17 protein-coding genes are annotated in these 19,580 nt (G+C 73.3%); 4 read left to right on the top strand and 13 right to left on the bottom strand.

The window, feature by feature from the left end; translation table 11 throughout:
* Nucleotides 1-16 precede the first annotated feature (16 nt).
* From ACYU96_RS06145 to ACYU96_RS06105, 9 genes are all read right to left on the bottom strand, one after another.
* Nucleotides 17-817, bottom strand: coding sequence for a hypothetical protein (locus ACYU96_RS06145; protein ID WP_460750316.1), 801 nt, complete (start codon nt 815-817; stop codon nt 17-19).
* Nucleotides 818-894: 77 nt separating this feature from the next.
* The gene (locus tag ACYU96_RS06140; protein ID WP_460750314.1) at nt 895-2,793 is read right to left on the bottom strand and encodes a heparinase II/III domain-containing protein; all 1,899 of its coding nucleotides are present in this window, start codon (nt 2,791-2,793) and stop codon (nt 895-897) included.
* 186 nt (nt 2,794-2,979) lie between these two features.
* Nucleotides 2,980-3,942, bottom strand: a complete 963-nt coding sequence (locus ACYU96_RS06135) for a sugar phosphate isomerase/epimerase family protein (RefSeq protein WP_460750311.1) — start codon at nt 3,940-3,942, stop codon at nt 2,980-2,982.
* The gene (locus ACYU96_RS06130; protein WP_460750308.1) at nt 3,939-5,261 is read right to left on the bottom strand and encodes a dihydrodipicolinate synthase family protein; all 1,323 of its coding nucleotides are present in this window, start codon (nt 5,259-5,261) and stop codon (nt 3,939-3,941) included. Before ACYU96_RS06130 ends, ACYU96_RS06135 begins: the two co-directional genes overlap by 4 nt.
* Nucleotides 5,262-5,388: 127 nt before the next feature.
* Nucleotides 5,389-6,543 (bottom strand): Gfo/Idh/MocA family protein, encoded by a 1,155-nt coding sequence (locus tag ACYU96_RS06125; protein ID WP_460750305.1) that lies wholly within the window; start codon nt 6,541-6,543, stop codon nt 5,389-5,391.
* 114 nt (nt 6,544-6,657) lie between these two features.
* A complete protein-coding gene (locus ACYU96_RS06120; RefSeq protein WP_460750303.1) occupies nt 6,658-7,887 on the bottom strand; it encodes a LacI family DNA-binding transcriptional regulator in 1,230 nt (409 codons plus the stop codon).
* Between the two features lie 84 nt (nt 7,888-7,971).
* Nucleotides 7,972-9,177: a glycosyltransferase gene (locus ACYU96_RS06115; protein WP_460750301.1), complete on the bottom strand. Its 1,206-nt coding sequence runs from the start codon at nt 9,175-9,177 to the stop codon at nt 7,972-7,974.
* 72 nt (nt 9,178-9,249) lie between these two features.
* Nucleotides 9,250-9,957, bottom strand: a complete 708-nt coding sequence (locus ACYU96_RS06110; protein ID WP_460750298.1) for a uridine kinase family protein — start codon at nt 9,955-9,957, stop codon at nt 9,250-9,252.
* 65 nt (nt 9,958-10,022) lie between these two features.
* Nucleotides 10,023-10,859, bottom strand: coding sequence for an AraC family transcriptional regulator (locus ACYU96_RS06105; protein ID WP_460750295.1), 837 nt, complete (start codon nt 10,857-10,859; stop codon nt 10,023-10,025).
* 50 nt (nt 10,860-10,909) lie between these two features.
* Here ACYU96_RS06105 and ACYU96_RS06100 point away from each other — a divergent pair, with 50 nt between their 5' ends.
* Nucleotides 10,910-11,413 carry a DUF2000 family protein gene (locus ACYU96_RS06100; RefSeq protein ID WP_460750292.1) on the top strand — a complete coding sequence of 168 codons (504 nt, stop codon included), beginning with the start codon at nt 10,910-10,912 and terminating at the stop codon, nt 11,411-11,413.
* Nucleotides 11,414-11,449: 36 nt separating this feature from the next.
* Here the strand turns inward: ACYU96_RS06100 and ACYU96_RS06095 are convergent, their stop codons facing one another.
* The 3 genes from ACYU96_RS06095 to ACYU96_RS06085 are packed head-to-tail and all read right to left on the bottom strand — an operon-like array spanning nt 11,450 to nt 14,576.
* Nucleotides 11,450-12,202: a LutC/YkgG family protein gene (locus ACYU96_RS06095; RefSeq protein ID WP_460750290.1), complete on the bottom strand. Its 753-nt coding sequence runs from the start codon at nt 12,200-12,202 to the stop codon at nt 11,450-11,452.
* Nucleotides 12,199-13,767 carry a lactate utilization protein B gene (locus ACYU96_RS06090; RefSeq protein WP_460750287.1) on the bottom strand — a complete coding sequence of 523 codons (1,569 nt, stop codon included), beginning with the start codon at nt 13,765-13,767 and terminating at the stop codon, nt 12,199-12,201. Before ACYU96_RS06090 ends, ACYU96_RS06095 begins: the two co-directional genes overlap by 4 nt.
* Complete coding sequence (locus ACYU96_RS06085; RefSeq protein WP_460750285.1) at nt 13,764-14,576, bottom strand: (Fe-S)-binding protein; 813 nt, start codon at nt 14,574-14,576, stop codon at nt 13,764-13,766. Before ACYU96_RS06085 ends, ACYU96_RS06090 begins: the two co-directional genes overlap by 4 nt.
* A 94-nt stretch (nt 14,577-14,670) precedes the next feature.
* Between ACYU96_RS06085 and ACYU96_RS06080 the strand changes: the two genes are divergently transcribed.
* Together ACYU96_RS06080 and ACYU96_RS06075 are read left to right on the top strand one after the other, a co-directional pair.
* Nucleotides 14,671-15,390, top strand: coding sequence for a FadR/GntR family transcriptional regulator (locus tag ACYU96_RS06080; protein WP_460750282.1), 720 nt, complete (start codon nt 14,671-14,673; stop codon nt 15,388-15,390).
* Nucleotides 15,391-15,489: 99 nt separating this feature from the next.
* Nucleotides 15,490-16,176: a SprT family zinc-dependent metalloprotease gene (locus ACYU96_RS06075; protein ID WP_460750279.1), complete on the top strand. Its 687-nt coding sequence runs from the start codon at nt 15,490-15,492 to the stop codon at nt 16,174-16,176.
* 128 nt (nt 16,177-16,304) lie between these two features.
* On the opposite strand, the gene ACYU96_RS06070 is transcribed toward ACYU96_RS06075, so the two are convergent.
* Nucleotides 16,305-17,681, bottom strand: coding sequence for a hypothetical protein (locus tag ACYU96_RS06070; protein WP_460750277.1), 1,377 nt, complete (start codon nt 17,679-17,681; stop codon nt 16,305-16,307).
* 269 nt (nt 17,682-17,950) lie between these two features.
* Between ACYU96_RS06070 and ACYU96_RS06065 the strand changes: the two genes are divergently transcribed.
* The gene (locus ACYU96_RS06065; RefSeq protein ID WP_460750274.1) at nt 17,951-19,390 is read left to right on the top strand and encodes a Gfo/Idh/MocA family protein; all 1,440 of its coding nucleotides are present in this window, start codon (nt 17,951-17,953) and stop codon (nt 19,388-19,390) included.
* Nucleotides 19,391-19,580 lie beyond the last annotated feature (190 nt).

The following is a 19,580-nucleotide window of genomic DNA, read 5'->3' as shown; positions in this document are numbered from 1 at the left end:
GCCCGCGTGGGGTGCGTCACATCGCGCGGCGCATCATCAGCAGGGCACCGCCGGCCGCCGCGCCGAAGCCGCTGAGCAGCACCCACAGCCACGTGAGCTGGGCGGCCTGCGGGATGCCGGAGCTGTCGTCGGCGGCCGGGGACGGGTTTCCGAACGACTTGACGATCGAGTTCGCCGGGTCGCTCCTGTTCGAGGACAGCCGGGGGCTCGGCTGGACCGACGGGCTCGCGCTGGGGCTCGGGCTCGGGCTCGGCGACGGTGTGCTGGGCTCCGGTGTCGGCTCCGCCGCGGACGGCGTCGGCTTCGGCGCCGACTCGGCCTCCGACGACTTGCCTGCGGCCGACCCCGAGCTCTTCTCGTCAGTGGGCTCCTGCGTCGGCTCGGGCGCGGCGTCCTCGGCCGGCTCGTCCTCCGACTCGGTCTCGGCGCCTCCGTCGGGAGCCGGTTCCCAGCAGACCGGTCCGTCCATCCACTCGCCCCACTCGCTGTTGTCGAGGCGGAGCCAGCTGATGCAGTAGCCGTCGGGGTAACGGCCGGCCGCCTCGCCGAACGCGGCCCAGCCGGAGCTTCGCTCTCCGCCGCTCAGACGGTGGCCTGCATAGGCCCCGTGGTTACCGTCGATCGGCCGGAAGACGTATTCAAGGCGCGCGTCGTGGGAAACACGTCTCCCGTCGAATGCGACACCGTCGGCCTCGACGCGCAGCCAGGTGCCGGACCGGCCTTCGTACGCCACGGCCGCACCGGTCCCGACCATGCCGAGGAGGCCCGCCACCGCCACGGCGAGCCCGAGGGATCTGGTCGCACCGAGTCGAATCACAATCCGTGATCCTACGGGGTATCGGGTACTGGTGGAATGAGGGATTTCAAGAGGATTTCGTAACCCCGGGCCGCATATCAGGCGGGGGTGAAGAAAATCTTGAACCCGCCCGACGGTGATTCTTCTCGGGCTTTCAGGGAAAGCCTGGTCAGACGCTCGCCCCAGACCGTGTTCAGCTCCCCGTCGTCGATCTCCCGGACGTCGAGCGCGGCCTCGACGGACTGCGGGTCCCAGGAGATCCGCAGCGCGCGGACCTCGGCGTCGGGCCGGCCGGCGGAGTGCCGCACGGTCGCCCGGCCGTCGCCGGCGTCGAGCTCGACGTCCCCGGCCAGGAGCCAGTGCCAGGCGGTGGGGCCGACGGCGTCCGTGGTGACGTCCTGCTCGGCGGCGGAGGGCTCCCCGGGCAGGGGGTCCTCCACGAACCACTCGTCGTCGACCGTGACCGACTCCGCGTCGCGGTCCAGCGTGACCTCGCGCCACCACGTCGAGAGCCCGGGGACGGGGTACGCCGCCGCGAGGTCGACCCGGACGCCCCACGCGCCGGCGAGCGACATGTCCCGCGCCGTGAACTCCGCGCCCGGGGACTGCTCGAGGCCCCGGATCAGCGGCACGTTGTGCCAGGCCGAGCGCATCGGCCACTGCTCGTACCGGGTGTCGCCGAACGTGCCGGCGCGGTAGGTCGGCTTGCCGGCGTCGACCACCACGGGCACGCCGTCGAGCGCGACGAGCACCTCGCCGACGTCGTTGTGGTTGTGGTTCTCCGCGTTGTGCCCGCCCTTGACGAACACGGCGAGCCCCTCGGCCGAGCCCGGACGCGACCGGGCCAGCGCCACCTGCGTCTCCGGCAGCCAGACCTCGCCCACCAGCGGGGGAGAGGTGTCGGGCGGAAGCGCCGTCCACTCGTCGTCGGCCAGCATCAGGACCGCCCGGGAGAGCGTGACGCGCTCGTCCCACAGGATCTGCGGCAGCCCACGGTACGAGGCGGCGTGGCGGGCAGCGTCGTCGTCCCCGACGCGCCGCGCCCACGAGTGCAGCACGTTCCACGGCCAGGTCCAGATCGGCCGTGCCGGGCTGTCCGCCACGCCGACGTACCAGTCCCCGCCCAGATGCATCCGGTGCGGGTAGCCGACCACCTGCCGGGTCGTCTCGGCGCGCCGCTCGGGGGCGGCGGCGCCGTCGGGCGCGTGGCCCTGCTCCCGGGCCCAGCCGAGCAGGTCCTCCGCCTCCAGCGCGCGGGCCGCGCCCTGCCACCAGTAGTGGTAGCCCTCGTCGACACCCCCGTCGAGCGGGAGGGAGTCCCAGTAGCGGCCGACGCCCTCGGCGACGAGCCCGGCGACATGGCGCCGCCGGGCGGCGTCGTCCTCCAGTGCGAGGGCGGCCGTCAGCACGTTGCCCTGGATCCATACCGTCCAGTTCATCGGCGGGCGTTCGATGCCGAGCCACCACCAGTCGCGGCGGTCGGTGAACGGCCGCAGGACCCGCTGCCGGACCTCGTGCCGGATCCGCGCGCGGACCCCGGGGGCACGGCCGTCGATCGCCGGCCCGAGGAGGTGGTCCACCCAGGCGAGCTGCGCGGCGACCTCGCCCGCGCCGAGATCGAGGCAGGGGTCCGCGACGTCCGGGACGACATAGCCGTTGCGGCTGTTCGTGTGGTCGTGGGCCGCCCAGCACCAGGTGGACTGCTCGCAGAGGAGGATCGCTCCGTCGACCACCTCGTCGAGGAAGCGGTCCTCGCCGGTGTGCAGCGCAGCGACCGCGGCATAGGTCAGGCGCTGCTGCCGGGCGATGACGCCGCCCTCGTACTCCTTGCGGTCGCCGTCGCGCCAGAACCTGGCGAACTGCGAGGCGCGGGCCTCCGGCCAGGGTGTACCGAGGGCGGCACCCGCCCGGTCCAGCGCCGGGCCGAGGGCGGACGCCATCCGCTCGGAGGTCCAGAACTCGCGGACGGTCACGTCGGGTGCGGGAAGACGGCTCATCGGGAGGTTCTCTCCATTCGTCGGGTCGAGGGGACACGTGCGGGGCGGCGTCGTGACCTCTCACACTAGAGCGCGCGGCGAGCGCGGCCGCTGCCGGAGCCGCGGGCGGTCTTCGGGACGCAGCCGCCGAGCACGGCCGCCGCCGTGCCGTGGGGCGCGGCGGCCGTCGTGCTCGTCGCCGTCCGGTCAGAGGTGCGGGGCCACGTGCTGCTCGTACCTGGCCAGGACGGTCGTCGCCGTCCGCGACGGTGCGGCCGCCCAGATCTCCTCGTTGAAGATCTCGGTCTCCACGTAGCCGGTGTAGCCGGCGTCGCGCACCCACCGAGAGACCGACGTGAAGTCGATGTACCCGTCGCCCACGTGCCCGCGGGAGTTCAGCGGTTCGGCCGCCAACGGCAGGATCCAGTCGCACACCTGGTAGGACGCGATCCGCCGCGCCCGTCCCGCGCGCTCGACCTGCTCGCGCAGCGCCGGGTCCCACCACACGTGGTACGTGTCGACGACGACGCCGACCTCCTCCGGTGCGAACGGCTCCGCGAGATCCAGCGCCTGTCCGAGCGTGGAGATCACGGCCCGGTCGGCCGCGAAGATCGGGTGCAGCGGTTCCAGCACGATCCGCACCCCGTGCTCCCGGGCGATCGGCGCGAGGTCCGCGAGCCGGTCGGCGACCCGCGCCCGGGTGGCGACCAGGTCCCGGTCCTCCGGCCCGGCGTCCGGGCGTGGGCCCGCCCCGGGGTCCGACATCGCGGGAAGCCCGCCGACCACGAAGATCAGCTCCGGTGCCCCGATCGTCGCGGCCTCCTCGAAGGCCCGCCTGTTCTCGTCGAGCGCGGCGGCGATCCCGGCGTCGTCCCGTGCGGTGAGGAAGCCGCCGCGGCACAGGGACGACGCCACGAGGCCGGCGTCCGCGATGATCTTCGCCGCCTCGGCGGCGCCCACCTCCTGCACCCGGTCCCGCCACGGCCCGACGGCGCCGAAGCCCGCGCCGGCCGCAGCCTCGCAGGCTTCGGCGAGCGTGGCGTGCTTGACCGTCGCGGTGTTCAGCGAGGCCCGCCGCGGGCCGGTCGGGAAGATCGGCGACGACGGCGTGCCGGACGTCTCCGTTCCCGTGTCGTCACCGGGCGTGCGGCCCGTCGTGTCGTCGCTCATGCGTTCACCCCGTTCACCGTGAGGAACGCGGTCATCCGCCGCGCCGCGAGCTCCGGTTCGAGCAGCATGCCGCAGGCGTCCGCGAGGCGGAACAGCTCCACGAGGTGCGCCACCGACCGGCCCGAGTGCAGCCCACCCACCAGCGAGAACGCCGGCTGGAAACCGTTCAGCCAGGACAGGAATGCGATCCCGGTCTTGTAGTAGTAGGTGGGCGCCTCGAAGATCTTGCGGCCGAGCCCTTCGGTCGCGGCGAGGATCTCGTGCCCGCGCTTCGCCGCGCCGGGCTCGCCCGCGGACGCGGCGTCGAACGCCTGGAGCGCCGTGGAGGCCGCCGGGTAGATCGCCGCGAAGATGCCGAGCAGGGCGTCGGAGTGGCCTGCGTCGTCGCCCACGACGAGCTCGGGGTAGTTGAAGTCGTCGCCCGTGTACAGGCGCGGGCGTGCGGGACGGTCGCGCGCTCCGTCGTCGGGCCCGTCGGCGACGCCGTACCCGGCCGGCATCGTCACCGGCTCCAGCGCGGCGAGCGAGCGCCGCAGCCCGACCTCGTGCCCGGCGTCGAGCAACGACACCTTCACGCCGTCGATCCTCGACCGGTGCGCCGCGATGACGTCCAGGAAGACGTTCGTGGCGTCGGTGACCGACGTCGAACCCCAGTAGCCCTCCAGGGCGGGGTCGAACATGGTGCCCAGCCAGTGCAGCACGACGGGCCGGTCCGCCTCGGCGAGCACGTCGTCGTACACCGACGCATAGTCCTCCGGACCGCGCGCCACACGGGCCAGCGCCCGCGACGCCATGACGATGACCTGCGCGTCCGCGTCCTGGACGACGTGCACCTGCTCCCGGTAGGCGTCCGTGACGGTCCGGAGGCCGGCAGCGCCCGGCTCGAGCCCGGCGACGGTCTCGGGCGCGAGCTGGTCGGTCCCGGCCCCGCACGCGACGCGCGCGGCGTGCCCGGCGACCGACGTCGAGCGGAACGTCGCGGCCTCCGCCGCGGATCGCCGGACCAGCTCCTGGGTCGCGGCCCAGTCCAGGCCCATGCCGCGCTGCGCGGTGTCCATGGCGTCGGCCACGCCCAGGCCGTACGACCAGATGCGATGGCGGTAGGCCAGCGTGCTGTCCCAGTCCACCGACGCCGGCTCGCCCGGTACGTTCCGGGCGCCGGCGTACGGCACGACGTGCGCGGCGGCGAAGGCGACGCGGCTGGTCAGCGGCTTGTCGGGGACGGTCCAGGGGCCGGGGGCCCCGAGGTCGAACGCCTCGGTGCCCGACGGCGCCCCGGCGTCGTCGAAGACGGGGAGCGTGATCTTCGTGGTACTCACAGAAGTCCTTTCCACAGTTCGTGGCCAGAGGCAGGGTCGTGTCGCCGACGAGGTCGGTCGGAGGGGTGGCCGCCCGGCGTCCGGCCGACCACCCTCGCCCGGCCGGCCACGTGGTGGCCGTGCCGTCCTACAGCGTGATCTCCGGGATCTCGATGCGGCGGCCCTCGGCCGACGACCGCAGACCGAGCTCCGCGAGCTGCACCCCACGTGCGGCCGACAGGAGGTCGAAGCGGTGGGGGCGGCCGGCGACCGCGTCGCGCAGGAACTCCTCCCACTGCGCCTTGAAACCGTTCTCGAGGTTGTCGTTGGCCGGAACCTCCAGCCACTGGTCGCGGAACGACTCCGTGACCGGCAGGTCCGGGTTCCAGACCGGCTTGGGGGTGTGGGCGCGCTGCTGCGCGACGCACTTGTTCAGGCCCGCGACGGCGGAGCCGTGCGTGCCGTCGATCTGGAACTCGACGAGCTCGTCGCGGTAGACGCGCACGGCCCAGGAAGAGTTGATCTGGGCGATCACGTCGTCGCCGGCCGGGGTCTCCAGCTCGAAGATGCCGTAAGCGGCGTCGTCGGCGGTGGCCTCGTACTCCTTGCCCTGCTCGTCCCAGCGGGTGGGGATGTGCGTGGCGGTCCGGGAGGTGACGGACCGGACCTGCCCGACGATGCCCTCCATGACGTAGTTCCAGTGGCAGTACATGTCGGTGGTCATGGAGCCGCCGTCGGCCAGGCGGTAGTTCCACGACGGGCGCTGGGCCGCCTGGACGTCGCCCTCGAAGACCCAGTAGCCGAACTCGCCGCGCATCGACAGGATGCGCCCGAAGAAGCCCTCCTCGACGAGGCGGCGCAGCTTCACGAGGCCGGGCAGGTAGAGCTTGTCGTGCACGACGCCGACCGTCACGCCCGTCTCCTCCTTCAGCCGGGCCAGCTCGATCGCCTCGTCGAGGGTCTCGGCGGTCGGCTTCTCGGTGAAGACGTGCTTGCCCTGCTTCATCGCCTTGCTCAGCGTGGCGGGGCGGAGGTTGGTCATGGCGGCGTCGAAGACGATGTCGGCGTCGGCGACGGCGCCGTCGAGGTCGGTGGTCCAGTGCTCGACGTCGTGCTGCTTGGCGAGCTCCGCCAGCTTGTCGGCGTTGCGGCCCACGAGGATCGGCTCGACCTGGACACGCGAGCCGTCGGCGAGGGTGACGCCACCCTGCTCGCGGATCGGCAGGACCGAGCGCAGGAAGTGCTGCCGGTACCCCATGCGGCCGGTCACGCCGTTCATGGCGATGTGCAGGGTGCGTGTCATGCGAGGACTCCTTCGTCGTGTTGCCGGGCGTGACCCGGCCGCTTGCGGAATGCGCTTTCCCGAGCGTACCGCAAACCCTCCGCTCGGGGAGGAGGTCGGCTGGGTGAGGTGGGGTCAGCGCCGGGGGGTCGAGGCGCGGAGGATGACCTCGCCGTGGACCGTGACCGAGCCGGGTGCGGTGGCCTCCATGCCCTCGCTCCCCTCGACGTCGGCGTCGAGCTCCGGTTCCAGGCCGGTCGGCTCCCCGAGCGCCAGGCGGGTCGCCGCCTCACCGATCCGCTCCAGGGCGATGTGCACCGTGGTCAGCGCCGGGGTCACGTCCCGCAGGGTGGGGATGTCGTCGAAGCCGGCCACCGCGACGTCGTCGGGCACGCGCAGGCCGGCGTCACGTACCGCGGCCATCGCGCCCACCGCCATCACGTCGTTGACGGCGAAGACGAGATCGGGAAGAGCCGAGCCCGAGCGGTCGGCCGTCCTCCCCGAGCCGTCGCTCGCCTCGCCGGCGCGGTCCGTCGTTCCGCCGGTCGTCGCGGACCGGGCGATCAGCTCCGTCATCGCGGCGTAGCCGCCGTCCCTGGTGAACGCGCCGGGGACGACGTCGTCGTCGCGCACCCCGCTGCCCAGGGACACGAGCGCGTCGCGGAAGCCGGTGGTCCGGTCCGCGGCCGTGCGCAGGCCGGCCGGTCCCGCCAGGATCCCGAACCGTCGGTACCCGAGCCCGTGCAGCTCGGCGGCGAGCGCGGCCGCGCCGCCCGAGTTGTCGATCTCCACGACGGGGAGGGACCCGATCGCCTGCCCGACGGTGGCGACCCCGCCGCCGGACTCGCGGAACGCGGTCAGGATGCCCTCGAGGTCCGGGCTCGCGTCGTCGGCCGGGAGCGCGTCCGGAGGGGCTGCCCCGGCGTGGCCCGCACCCGGCGTCGACGCGCCCGCACCGTCGTCGGACACCGTCCGGCTTCCGGCGAGGATGACGGCACGGCCCCGCTGCCGGCGGATCAGCTCGACGAACGCCTGCTCCCGCTCCGGGCGCAGCTCGGTCGACGCGAGCGTGACGATCAGGCCCTCGGCCTCGGCCGCGCGGGTGACGCCGGAGGCGATCGCGGAGAAGTAGGGGTCGGCGATGTCGTGCACCACGAGACCGAGCGCGGCGGTCCGGCCGCGCGCCATCGCCTGGGCGCTCGGGTCCGGCACGTAGCCGAGCCGCTGCGCGGCGGCCATGACACGGTCACGGAGCTCGGGGCGGACGGTGCGGGTGGCGCTCCCGTTGATCGCGCGGGAGGCGGTGGCCAGCGAGACGCCCGCCTCGCGGGCGACGCGGCTGAGGGTGACAGGGCCGTCGGGCATGGCCCCCATCCTGCCTCACGGTGCACGACGGCGGTCGCGGGTGTGCCGCACGGCCCGGGACCGCCGCCGTCGGGACGCGGACGGTCAGACCCGTGCCATGCGCACCCCCGCGTCGCGCCGCGTCCGCTCGATCACCTGTGCGTAGCCCGCGATCATGCGGACGTGGCTGAAGCGTGGGCGGACGGCGTCCCGCGCACCCTGGAGCGCGTCGCGGCAGGCCGCGGCCTCGATCCAGGTCGCGGCGATGTCGGCCGGGTCGTACGAGGTGACGAACCCGATCCGGTCGACGATCGAGGGGGCGTCCCCGACCGGCGTCGTCACCGGCACCGCGCCGCACATCGCGCCCTCGATGAGGCACAGCGGGGCGGCCTCGCCGAACGCCGAGGTCAGTGCGACCACGTCCGCCGCGCCGTACAGGACCTCCATGTCGTGCCGCACGCCCAGCAGGTGGAGCCGGCGCAGCAGGTCGGAGCGGTCGCCGAAGACTCGCACGAGGTCGTCCGCGAGGCCCGGGTTCGTGGCGTCCATCCCGGCGCCGCACATCAGCACCTGACCGTCGTGATCGAGGTCGAGGAACTCCCGGGCGGACCGCAGGAACAGCTCGGTGTTCTTCATCGCGTCGTACCGCGCGGCGTGGACGACGACGGTCCCGGCCGGCGGGATCCCCAGCGAGCCGCGCAGGGCCAGGCGCCGGGCACCGCGCACCGGGCGGAACCGGACGAGGTTCACCCCGTTCGGGACGACACGGAACAGGTCACCGGGCACGCCCGCGGCGCGGTACGCGTCACGGGTGGACTCCGCGCAGCACAGCACGGCGGCGAGCCTCCCGCGCTCCGCCGCGGTGATCAGGTCGTCCAGGGCCTCGCCCTGATGCTCCGGGTCCGACCGGTGCAGGCAGGCGACCACCGGGCGGTACGGCATCCCGGGCTGGTTCAGGAGCCGCAGGGGCTGCTCCTTGAGCGACAGGATCACGTCCGACGACGCGGCCTGCCGCGCCGCGACCGCCAGCTCGGCGTCGGTGAAGCCCCGGGGGTCGTGGTCCCCCGCAGTGCTGCGGCCCAGCGAGGTGACGTGCACGCCGGCGGCACGCAGCTCGCGATAGCGCGGGTCGTCCTCCATGCGTTGGAGCGTCGCCTCGCGCTCGACCTCGTGGTGCAGGCTGAGTACCGAGTGCTGCTGTCTTCCGGCCTGGTGCAGGCCCGTCACGACCGTGGAGTGCAGTACGCGAGCACCACCACTGAAGAAGCCCTCGTAGAGCGAGAGCACTCGCATTGCGTTGCGCTGGATCATCGCGCCTCACCTCCGTTCTCACAGGGTGAGGCGCGATGATGTGCGGCGCGTGGCGTGCCGGTTACGCGCGCGTCACCTTTTCCGCGAGATCTCGCGGGTGATTTTCCGCAACGAAACCTCGGCGCGCGTGCGGCCGAGCGGTCGGCAGCCCAGGTGCGCCCAGTGCCGCACCAGGCGGGGCTCGGTGCGGTAGAGCGCGGCGCCCCGGCGCAGCAGGGTGCCGAGGGGCTTGCGGGACTCCGCGACGTCGCGCAGCAGACGGAGCCAGAAGGTCACGAGACGGGGCCTGGCCAGGCAGATCGCGTCCGCCAGGATGCCCTCGGCACGGCACGCGGCGACCAGCTCGGCGGCGAAGATGCCCTCCGCGATGACGAGAGGCGCGCCGCCGGCGTCGAAGATGTGCGTGCCGGTGCGGCGGGAGGTCGGGATGTCGTAGGCGGGGAGCTCCGCGCGGCCGGTGGTCGCGATCTCCCGCAGTGCGAGGAGGGCTGCGCGGCCGTCCCAGCTTGCCGGGTCGTCCCAGTCGACGCTGCCGAAGGCCTGCGGCAGGCCGGGACGGTCGATGTCCAGGTAGAAGTCGTCGAGCTCGACGACGGGCAGGCCGAGGCGGCGGGTGAGAGAGGACTTGCCCGAGCCGCTCGGGCCGGTGAGCAGCGCGATGCGGGTGCGGGGTTCGCGGGCTCCGGGCGGGACGTCGAACAGCGCGTTCTCGCTGGGAACCCGGCTCTCGGAGGCAGAGTTCGCCGAGGCGGAGTGGCCCGGGGTCGCTGTATCAGTCACGAGATCTCATTCTCCCGCAGGTTTCCCGGCCGCGTGCGCGACGCGGAGCGGTGAGGGCGGCGGGCTCATCCGCCCGGGGTGCGGGTCCGGGGCGGCGGAGTCGGGGGCGGTGCCCGCCCGTCGCGCTGGTAGCGGCCCGGCGTCGTGCGTAGCAGCCTGCGGAAGTGGCGCGCGAGGTGTGCCTGGTCGTGGAACCCCGCGGCGGTCGCGACGTCTGCGGCGGGCTCTCCTGCCAGGAGCCGGCGTCGCGCCATGTCCAGCCGACGGCCCACCAGGTAGCGGTGCGGAGGGAGGCCGAACTCGCGGCTGAACGCGCGCACCAGGTGGGGGATCGTGACGCCGAGCTCGCCGGCGACCTCCGCGAGGCGGACCGGTCGTGCGGGGTCGGCGTCGAGCAGGTCCCGGGCGCTCCGGGCGGTCGGTGCGGCGGCCGGCTCGAGCGGGGGTGCCGGGCTGCCGGAGAGGTGCTGGGCCAGCCCTTCGGTGACCAGGGCGAGCAGGCTCTCCGCGGCGACGTCCTCGCGCAGGGTGAGAGCCTGGTCGAGCCCGGTGAAGCGGCGGCGCAGCCGCTCGTCCGGGACGAGCGGCGTGTCGACCGCGTGGCCGACCAGCCCGCCGTCGAGCGCGCCCTCCTCCAGGTAGATGACCCGCTTGCGGAAGCCGGCCGCGCTCACGGACCGCCCGTCGTGCACGACGCCCGGCGGCAGCACGGTGACCCCCACGTCCCGCGCTGCGTGCTCCCGGCCGTCCAGGCCGTAGCCGATCAGGCCGTGGTCCACGATCAGCACCGTCCAGGTGTCGTGCGTGTGGGCCGGGTAGGAGTGCTCGCGCCACGCGGCGTGCAGCACCTCGGCGATCCCGGGAACCTCCGGCCGCCAGGCGCGCACGAGATCCTGACCCATGTCAAGAATGTACAAGACCCGCGCCCGTGCGTGGCCGCACGCTGGGTGTCATGACCTTCGAACGGCCCGTGCGCCTCGAACGCCCTCCGTCCTCCGAACAGCCGGTGCCCTCCGAGGAGCCCGCCTTCTCCGAGCAGCCCATGACCTTCGAGCAGCCCAAGATCGTGATCGTGCTGCGCGACGACCTGCTCGGCTGGCAGGAGAACAACGTCACCGCCTTCCTGGCCAGCGCCGTGACGGCGGCCTACCCGGAGCTCGTCGGGGACATCTACCGCGACGCCGACGGCCTCGAGTACCTGCCGATGCTCGGCACACCGGTGCTGGTCATGGTCGCCGACGGCGAGCGGCTCACCACGATCCGCGGGCGCGCCGAGACGCGCGGGCTGCGCATCGGTGTCTACACGGCCGACCTGTTCGCCACGGGGAACGACGTCGACAACCGGGCTGCCGTCGCCGCGGTCGGTACGGAGAAGCTCGACCTGGTCGGGGTCGCCGTGGCGGGCGAGCGACGCGTGGTGGACAAGGTGGTGAAGGGCGCGAAGCTGCACCCGTGAGTCGTGAGTCGCGCTCCGGGGCGGTGGCGCTGGGAGTCAGCCGACCAGGATCACGTGCAGCGTCCGTGGCCCGTGGACTCCCTCCACGCGGTTCAGCTCGATGTCGCTCGTCGCGCTCGGGCCGCTGATCCAGGTGAGCGGACGAGCGGGGTGCCGCGCCAGCAGGCGAACCGCTTCCGGGACCGTCTGGACGACCTGGTCGGCGCGGACCACGCAGACGTGCACGTCCGGGACCAGCGAGATCGCGCGCCGGCCCTGGTCGGGCTCGCCGTCGAGCACGATCGTGCCGGTCTCGGCCACGGCGACGCGCGCGGCGGTCACGATGACATCGATCCCGTCCAGGTCCGACGGCGTCAGCGGGGCGCCCGGGACGTCGGGAACCACGCGCACGCCGTCGGGTACCGCGGAGACCCAGGTGACGTCGAGCTCCGGCGGCACGACGACGCTCCCGCGGCGCACCTCGTCGGACCGGCCGTGCTCACCGGCCGGTTCCGCGCGTGCGGCCGCTCCGCCGGCGGGGCCGTGCGCATCCGGCGCCCCGACGGCTCGTGGCGCGTCCGCGACCAGCTTCGCGACCGTGCCGGGGACCTCGTCCGGCGTCACGCGGCGGACGTGCGCCTTGTAGTCCTCGAGCCGGTCCACCAGCAGGTCCAGGACCTCGGCCGAACCGGGGGCGTGCTCTCCCGCCGCGCGATACCCGCGCGGCACCTCCGGCCCGGTCTGCGCCGTCGTCGGCTCGGACAGCGCCTCGCGGATCCTGGCGAGCACCTCGGCCCGTGCGTCGGTCATCGGTTCTCCTTCTCGTGGCGGGCCCACCAGTCACGGAACGTCTGCTTCGGCGGCACGGGCAGGTCGCGCGAGTCGGTCCAGGCCGCGCCCGGCCCGGGCAGCTTCGAGATCGTCCCGTCCTTCCCGCCGAGGATCCGGCCCGCCCGGCCGAGCCGCGCCGCCCGGCGGAACCGGCCGCCGCCGGACATCACCGTCGACGCGGCCTTCATGGCCGCGCCCCAGCCCCGCCCGGCCGATCCCGACTCGACCTCCCGCGCCCGCAGGTCCACCAGGATCGACGGGATGTCGATCTTGACGGGACACACGTCGTAGCAGGCGCCGCACAGCGTCGAGGCGTACGGCAGGTCGGAGGGCTCGCCGGTGAGCTGCGGCGTGAGGATCGCGCCGATCGGCCCGGGGTAGACGGAACCGTAGGCGTGCCCGCCGACCCGCTCGTACACAGGGCACACGTTGAGGCACGCCGAGCACCGGATGCAGTGCAGCGCCGACCGCCCCGCCTCGTCGGCCAGCACCTTCGTGCGCCCGTTGTCGAGCAGCACCAGGTGGAACTCGGACGGACCGTCACCCGGCGTCACACCCGTCCACATCGACGTGTACGGGTTCATCCGCTCACCGGTCGAGCTGCGCGGCAGGAGCTGGAGGAACACCTCGAGGTCCGTGAACCGGGGGATCAGCTTCTCGATCCCCATCACGGTGATCAGCGTCTCGGGAAGTGTGAGGCACATCCGCCCGTTGCCCTCCGACTCCACCACGGACAGCGTCCCCGTCTCCGCCACCCCGAAGTTCGCCCCGCTCACCGCCACCTTGGCCGACAGGAACTTGCGCCGCAGGTGCGCGCGGGCGGCCATCGCGAGCTCGCGCGGCACGTCGGTGAGGTCGGGCGGCGCGTCGCCCATCCGCTCGGTGAAGATGTCGCGGATCTCCGCCCGGTTGCGGTGGATCGCCGGGACGAGGATGTGGGAGGGCATGTCGTCGGCGAGCTGCACGATGAGCTCGGCCAGGTCCGTCTCGACCGCGTGGATGCCCTCTTCCTCCAGCGCCTCGTTGAGCCCGATCTCCTGCGTGGCCATGGACTTGACCTTGATGACCTCGGTGACCGACCCGGGGCGCGACCCTTCCGGCGAGCTCGCGGGACGCCCGTCGTCCGAGGCGGCCTCCTTGGCGTGGACCAGGTCCGCGACGATGCGGTTCGCCTCCGCCGCGTCCCGCGCCCAGTGCACGACACCGCCGCGCGCCGTCACGTTCCGCTCCAGCTCCTCCAGGAGCTCCGGGAGGTTCTCCATCACCTGCGTCTTCACGGCGGACCCGGCGTCACGCAGCGCCTCCCAGTCGGGCACCTCGCCGACCACGTTCGCCCGCTTGGCACGGATCGTCGCGGTGGCATGGCCGAGGTTGCGGCGCAGCTGGTCGTTGCCCAGCTCGCGCCGTGCGGCGTCCGGGAACGACGGCCCCCAGCGCAGGGGGTCGGCGGGCGTGGGCATCCCCAGGAAGACGGCGCCGCCCGACGGCGGTCCGTGGCCGGACGAGGTGCTGCCCGACGTCGGCCGGGCGGGCTGCTCGCTCATCGTGCGTCCTCCTCGGTGAGCCAGGGCCGGTCGCGGGTCCCGGCGAGAATCTCGGCGAGATGAAGGGTGCGGGCCGTGGTCACCTCGCCCGCACGGGTGGCGCTCGCGGCATCGTCGGCCGAGCGTGACAGGCCGCCGCCGATGTGCATGAGGCACGAGTAGTCGCCGGCCGTGACGAACTCCGCGCCGGTGCTCGCCACGTTGCGGACCTTGTCCGCCAGCATCGCGGCCGACGTGTCGGCGTTCTTCACCGCGAACGTGCCGCCGAACCCGCAGCAGCCCTCGGCCTCGGGAAGCTCCACGAGGTCGAGGTCCTGGACGGCCCGCAGCAACCGCAGCGGTCGCTCGCCGACCCCGAGCATCCGCAGCGAGTGGCAGGTCGGGTGGTAGGTGACACGGTGGGGGAACCAGGCGCCGACGTCGGTCACGTCCAGCACGTCGACCAGGAGCTCGGACAGCTCGTAGGTGCGGGCGGCGACGGCGGTCGCGGTGCGGGCCTCGGCGGCCAGGCCGGCGTGCTCGAGCACCATGGCCTGCTGGTGCCGGATGGACCCGGTGCACGAACCGGACGGGACGACGACGGCGTCCCACTCGCCGTCGGCCACGGGCCCGAACGCCCGCACGTGGTTGCGGATCACCGGCACGGCGTCGCGCCGGTAGCCGGTGTTCACGTGCATCTGCCCGCAGCAGGCCTGCCCCTCGGGGACGGCGACGGTGTGCCCGAGGCGCTCCAGGAGGTGGACGACGGCCATCGGGGCCTGGGGAAACATCGCGTCACCGAGGCAGGTGGCCGCGAGGGCGAGGCGCATTATGAATCCTTTCAAACCGGCGACGCGGTGGGCAGGGCGCTTGCTCCGGCACACCGTACCGCATGTGGTTCGACCACAGGGGTACGGTGGGGCCATGCGTACCCACGAGCGCGTTCTCGCGCAGATCGAGGCAGATCTCACGGCCGGGAGATGGGCGCTCGGGGAGCGGCTGCCGGGTGAGCGGGTGCTCGCGGAGGAGATCGGGGTGTCGCGCCCCTCGGTGCGGGAGGCGATCCGGATCCTGGAGGCGGCGGGCATCGTGCGTACCGCCGTCGGTTCCGGCCCCAAGGCGGGTGCCACGGTGGTCGACAGGCCGGCGGTCGGCCTGGGTGTCGCGGTGCGGCTGCACGTGGCGTCGGGCGCGCTGCCGGTGACCGATGTGGTCGCGACCCGGGTGCTGCTGGAGACCTGGGTGATGCGCGCGGCGGCGCAACGGTTCCGGAACCGGGAGCTCGAGGGGGAGTCGCTCGCCACGGCACGCGGCCTGCTCGACGCGATGGAGGAACCGGGCCTGGGCCCGGCCGAGTTCATCGACCGCGACCAGGACTTCCACCTCGAGTTCGCGCGGATCGCGGGGAACCAGGTGGTGGAGGCGTTCATGCTGGGTCTGCGCGGGTCGATCGGCGCCTACGTGGCGCAGGGCGTGGGCCGGATGCGGGACTGGCCCTCGTCGTCGGCGCGGCTCGGCATGGAGCACAGCGGCATTCTCGAGGCGGTCGCCGCGGGGGACGGCGTGACGGCGGCACACCTCGCGCGCGAACACATCGAGGGCTTCTACACGGAGACCGGACTGGCGGGCCGGCCGAGCTTCTGACCTGGGGTTTGTGGACAACTCCCGCCACGTGTCAGACAGCCTTCCTAGATTCGTCGGCGTCCGGGCGGTCCGGACGCCGACGAACATCAGGGGGCAGTCATGAATCTTGTCGAGGCGAAGAACCTGGCGCGGGACCTCATGGACCGGCACGGGCTGGCGGGCTGGACGTTCGAGTACGACGACGCGAAGCGGCGCGCCGGCATGTGCCACTTCGCGCGCCGCCGGATCAGCCTGTCGGCCCCGCTCGCGACGGTCTACGACGCGCGCGAGGTCCGCGACACGGTGCTGCACGAGATCGCGCACGCGCTGGTCGGTCACGAGGCCGGGCACGGCGCCGAGTGGCGGGCGAAGGCGCGGGCGATCGGAGGCTCCGGGAGCAAGTACGTGGACCCGGACGCGCCGTCGCTCGACGGGCCGTGGATCGGGGTGTGCCCCGGCGGGCACCGGACGACCAGGTTCCGGCGTCCGAGGGCGCCGATGTCGTGCCGCTCCTGCCGCGGAGGCGCGAAGAGCTTCGCGGCGCCGTACCTCGTCACCTGGACCTACCGCGGACGTGACGCGGCCATGGGAGAGCGGTACGAGGGGGAGCTGCGCCAGATGTGCGTGCAGTTCGGTGTGGCGGTATCGGCGGAGCCGGGTACCGAGGCGCGGATCGCCCGGGCCGCGGCCTCCGGGCGGCGCGGGCTCGTCGTCGAGCCGCTGGACCTCGGCTCGCTCGACGTCGGGGACCCGGAGCTCGAGGTCCCGGCGGGCGCACCGTGGCGGAGGCCGGTGCCGGCACGCTGAGGCGGGTGGCGAGCACGCCGTCGGCGGCGGGGCGCGGGCGGGGTGCCGGCCCGCACCCCGCCGGAGAGGTGCTGGGAGGTGCGGAGAGGTGCGGGCCGGTGTCCCGCCGGGGTGCGGGCGCGCTCCGCTCAGTACCAGTAGCGGTTCAGCGCCGCGACGGCGGCGGCCGGGTCCCCGACGTCGTACCGGTCGACCATGAGAAAGTTCGGCTTCTTGCGGGCGGCAGGCTGGCAGAACCGCTCGGCGCGGTTGAGCGCGTTCGCGTTGTCGGTGCTCGCGGTGGCCGCGACGGGCACGTCGCGGAAGTGGTTCATCACGAACAGCGGTCGGAACCCTGGTTCGGTGCGGGTCAGCGGGATGTTCTCGCCCGCGCCGTACCAGCGGCTGTAGCACGACCAGTCGGACTCGCCGATGCCCGCCCCCATCGACCAGTAGTTCTCGACGGTCCACTCCCGCTGGTACATGACGCCGAACTCGTCCCTGGTGAGCCCGGCGTCGGCGTCCGCGGCACGGCTGTGGTCGGTGAAGAGGAGCAGCCGGTCGTTGTTCGCGATCAGCTCGTCCATCGTGTGCCAGCCGTTCTCCCGCACGCCCGTGCGGGAGGGGTCGTAGAGCACCTCCGGCAACCCGCTCACGCGCTCGATCTCGCTGCGCAGCACCTCCGGGTCGACGTAGTCCTCCAGGAAGACGGTGATCACCTGGTCGGGATGGGAGTCCAGGAAGTCGACGATGCGCTGCAGGTCCACCCAGAGCGCCACCGGGCTGCTGACCAGGAAGCAGCTGTTGTGGCAGAGGATCGCGCCGTCGTCGGTCTGGTGGAGGTCGAACGAGAACCCGCGCACGCCGTCCGCGAGCTGCTGCTCGATGCCGCGGACCTGGTTGGGCGCGAGGTTGACGAACGGCGGGGCGAAGCCGCCGTCGACCCCGTTCGCGTACGCGTTGTGCGTGGTGAGGAACGACATCTGGTCCAGGGTCCGGTCGCCGGCCGGCGGGACGGAGTGCCGTACCGGCTCGGCCGGAGTGAGGTACCAGCGGGCGAGTTCCCCGCCGTCGCCCATGCCGAGCCCGGCCGGGTAGTTCTCGCCGGACGGCTTGGGTCGCACGGTCAGGAAACGCTCGGTGCCCGGTTCCCGGAGCAGGTGCCGGTCGTCCCCGGCGTCGTCGAGCGTCCAGTCCGCGGCATCGCTCGTGCAGGCGACGACGCGGGCGTCGTCGCCGTCACGGCCCAGGCAGCGGCCCGCGGCGTCGGCGCTCTCCAGGACGTGGGCGGAACCGGACGCGCGCACCAGCCACTGCTGGTGGTCCTCGTCGCCACCCGGACGGTGCTGCTCGACGGAGCCGTCGGCGTCGGCGGCGTTGAGGCCGGTCGCGGCGCTCTGGACGTAGTAGGCGCCGTCGGCGGGTGCTGCGGTGGTGTCCGCAGGTCCGACGGCGGTCGCGGGGGCGGTCAGGACTGCCGCTGCGGCGGTCACGGCCAGGGCGGGGAGCATGCGGGAGGCGCGCATCGGGATCCTTGCTCGAGTCAGGGGACGCTCGCGGTCCATCTCAGCAGGCCGGCCGGCTCTTTGTCAGTAAGGGAAAACTGCCACGTGGGCGGCGGTGCCGAGCCGGGTGCGACGCGCCGAGGTCCTGCCGCGGCGGAGCGCCCGGGAGCGCGGGAGAGCGCTCGACGGGCAGAGACCGCCTTGCGGGGAAGCGCTTTCCAACTCGGCGTCGAATCGGTAGTGTCAACAGGCGACCCTGCTTGTCGACGACGACCTGAGGAGCACGAACCATGCCTGAGCCGACGGCCGAGCAACCCGTACCCGCCTCTGACACCCCTACGACCGAGCCGATCACCGGGCCCACCCACACCCCGGCCCCGGTCGACGGTCCGCTCCCGGAGGGCCGCACCCGCTACGCCGTCGTCGGGACCGGGCACCGTGCCGCGATGTACATCGACGCGCTGATCGGCGCGCACGCCGCGGACGGCGAGATCGTCGCCTGGATCGAGCCCAACCCGGTGCGCGCGGCGTTCCACGAGGCGCGCGTGGCGGCGGCCGTCGGTGGGGAGCGTCCGGTGTTCGAGCCGGACGACCTGGAGAAGGTGATCGAGACCGAGCGCGTGGACCGCGTGGTCGTGACCTCGATCGACCGGACCCACGGCGACCTGGTCGGCCGCGCGCTGCGCGCCGGGGCGGACGTCGTCGTCGAGAAGCCCATCGCCGCGCACGCGGACCAGGCGCGACAGATCGTCGACGCGGTCGCGGAGACCCGGCGCGACCTCGTGATGACCTTCAACTACCGCTACGCGCCGCGGAACTCCGCGCTGCGCGAGGTCATCGCGTCGGGCGAGATCGGGCGCGTGCTCTCGGTGCACTTCGACTGGGCGCTGGACACCGTGCACGGCGCCGACTACTTCCGCCGCTGGCACCGCGAGAAGGTGAACAACGGGGGCCTGCTGGTGCACAAGTCGAGCCATCACTTCGACCTGGTCAACTGGTGGATCGACGACGTCCCGAGCCGTGTCTTCGCCGCCGGCGGCCGCCGCTTCTACGGCGACGACGCCGGTCACGCGGACGGCTACGAGCCCACGGCCACGGAGAGGACCCTGAACGCGGGCGGCGTCGACCCCTGGCATCTCGACCTCGAGAAGAACCCCTGGCTGTCCGGGCTCTACGGCCCGGAGGCACAGGCTCACGACGGCTACGTCCGCAACCGCTCCGTGTTCGACCCCGGAATCACCACCGAGGACACGCTCAGCCTCGTGGTCGAGTACGCGGGCGGTGCCACGATGAGCTACTCGCTCACGGCGCACTCACCGTGGGAGGGCTACCGGGTGGTGGTCAACGGGACCCGCGGGCGCGCGGAGCTCGACGTGGTGGAGCGCGGGTCCGTCGAGTTCTCCGAGGACGGCGCGGCGATCCTCGACCCGAGCGCCACCAGCGCCCAGGCCGAGGACCTGGTCCGCCCCGCCGGTGAGCGGCTCGTGGTGCAGCGGCACTGGGAGAAGGCGGAGGAGCGTCCGATCGTCGCCGTCGGCCCGGGTGGTCACGGCGGTGGTGACACGCTGCTGCTGCGGGACGTCTTCGCGCCGTCGGGTGAGCCCGACCCGCTCGGGCGCGCCGCCGGGTACCGCGACGGCATCCGGGCCTCGGCGGTCGGCTACGCGGGCAACGCCTCGCTGGAGACAGGTGACCCGATCCGACTCGAGGATCTTGATCTGAGTATCTGACCGCCGGGGCCGGGTCTGTCCGGGACCGGTCTGATCTGGTTCGGCCGGGTCTGGCCGGGGGGGCTGAGCTTCCCCCGGCGGCACCCGACCCCACCCGAGCGGTTCATGCGGCCGACCACGTCATTTCTGGGGTGGTGGAAGCCTTCCACCACCCAGGATGCCGTGGTCGGCGTCGTCGACGCGGGCCGAC

It is taken from the genome of Myceligenerans cantabricum, from assembly GCF_054777735.1.
This window is presented reverse-complemented; position numbering and strand designations above follow the sequence as displayed.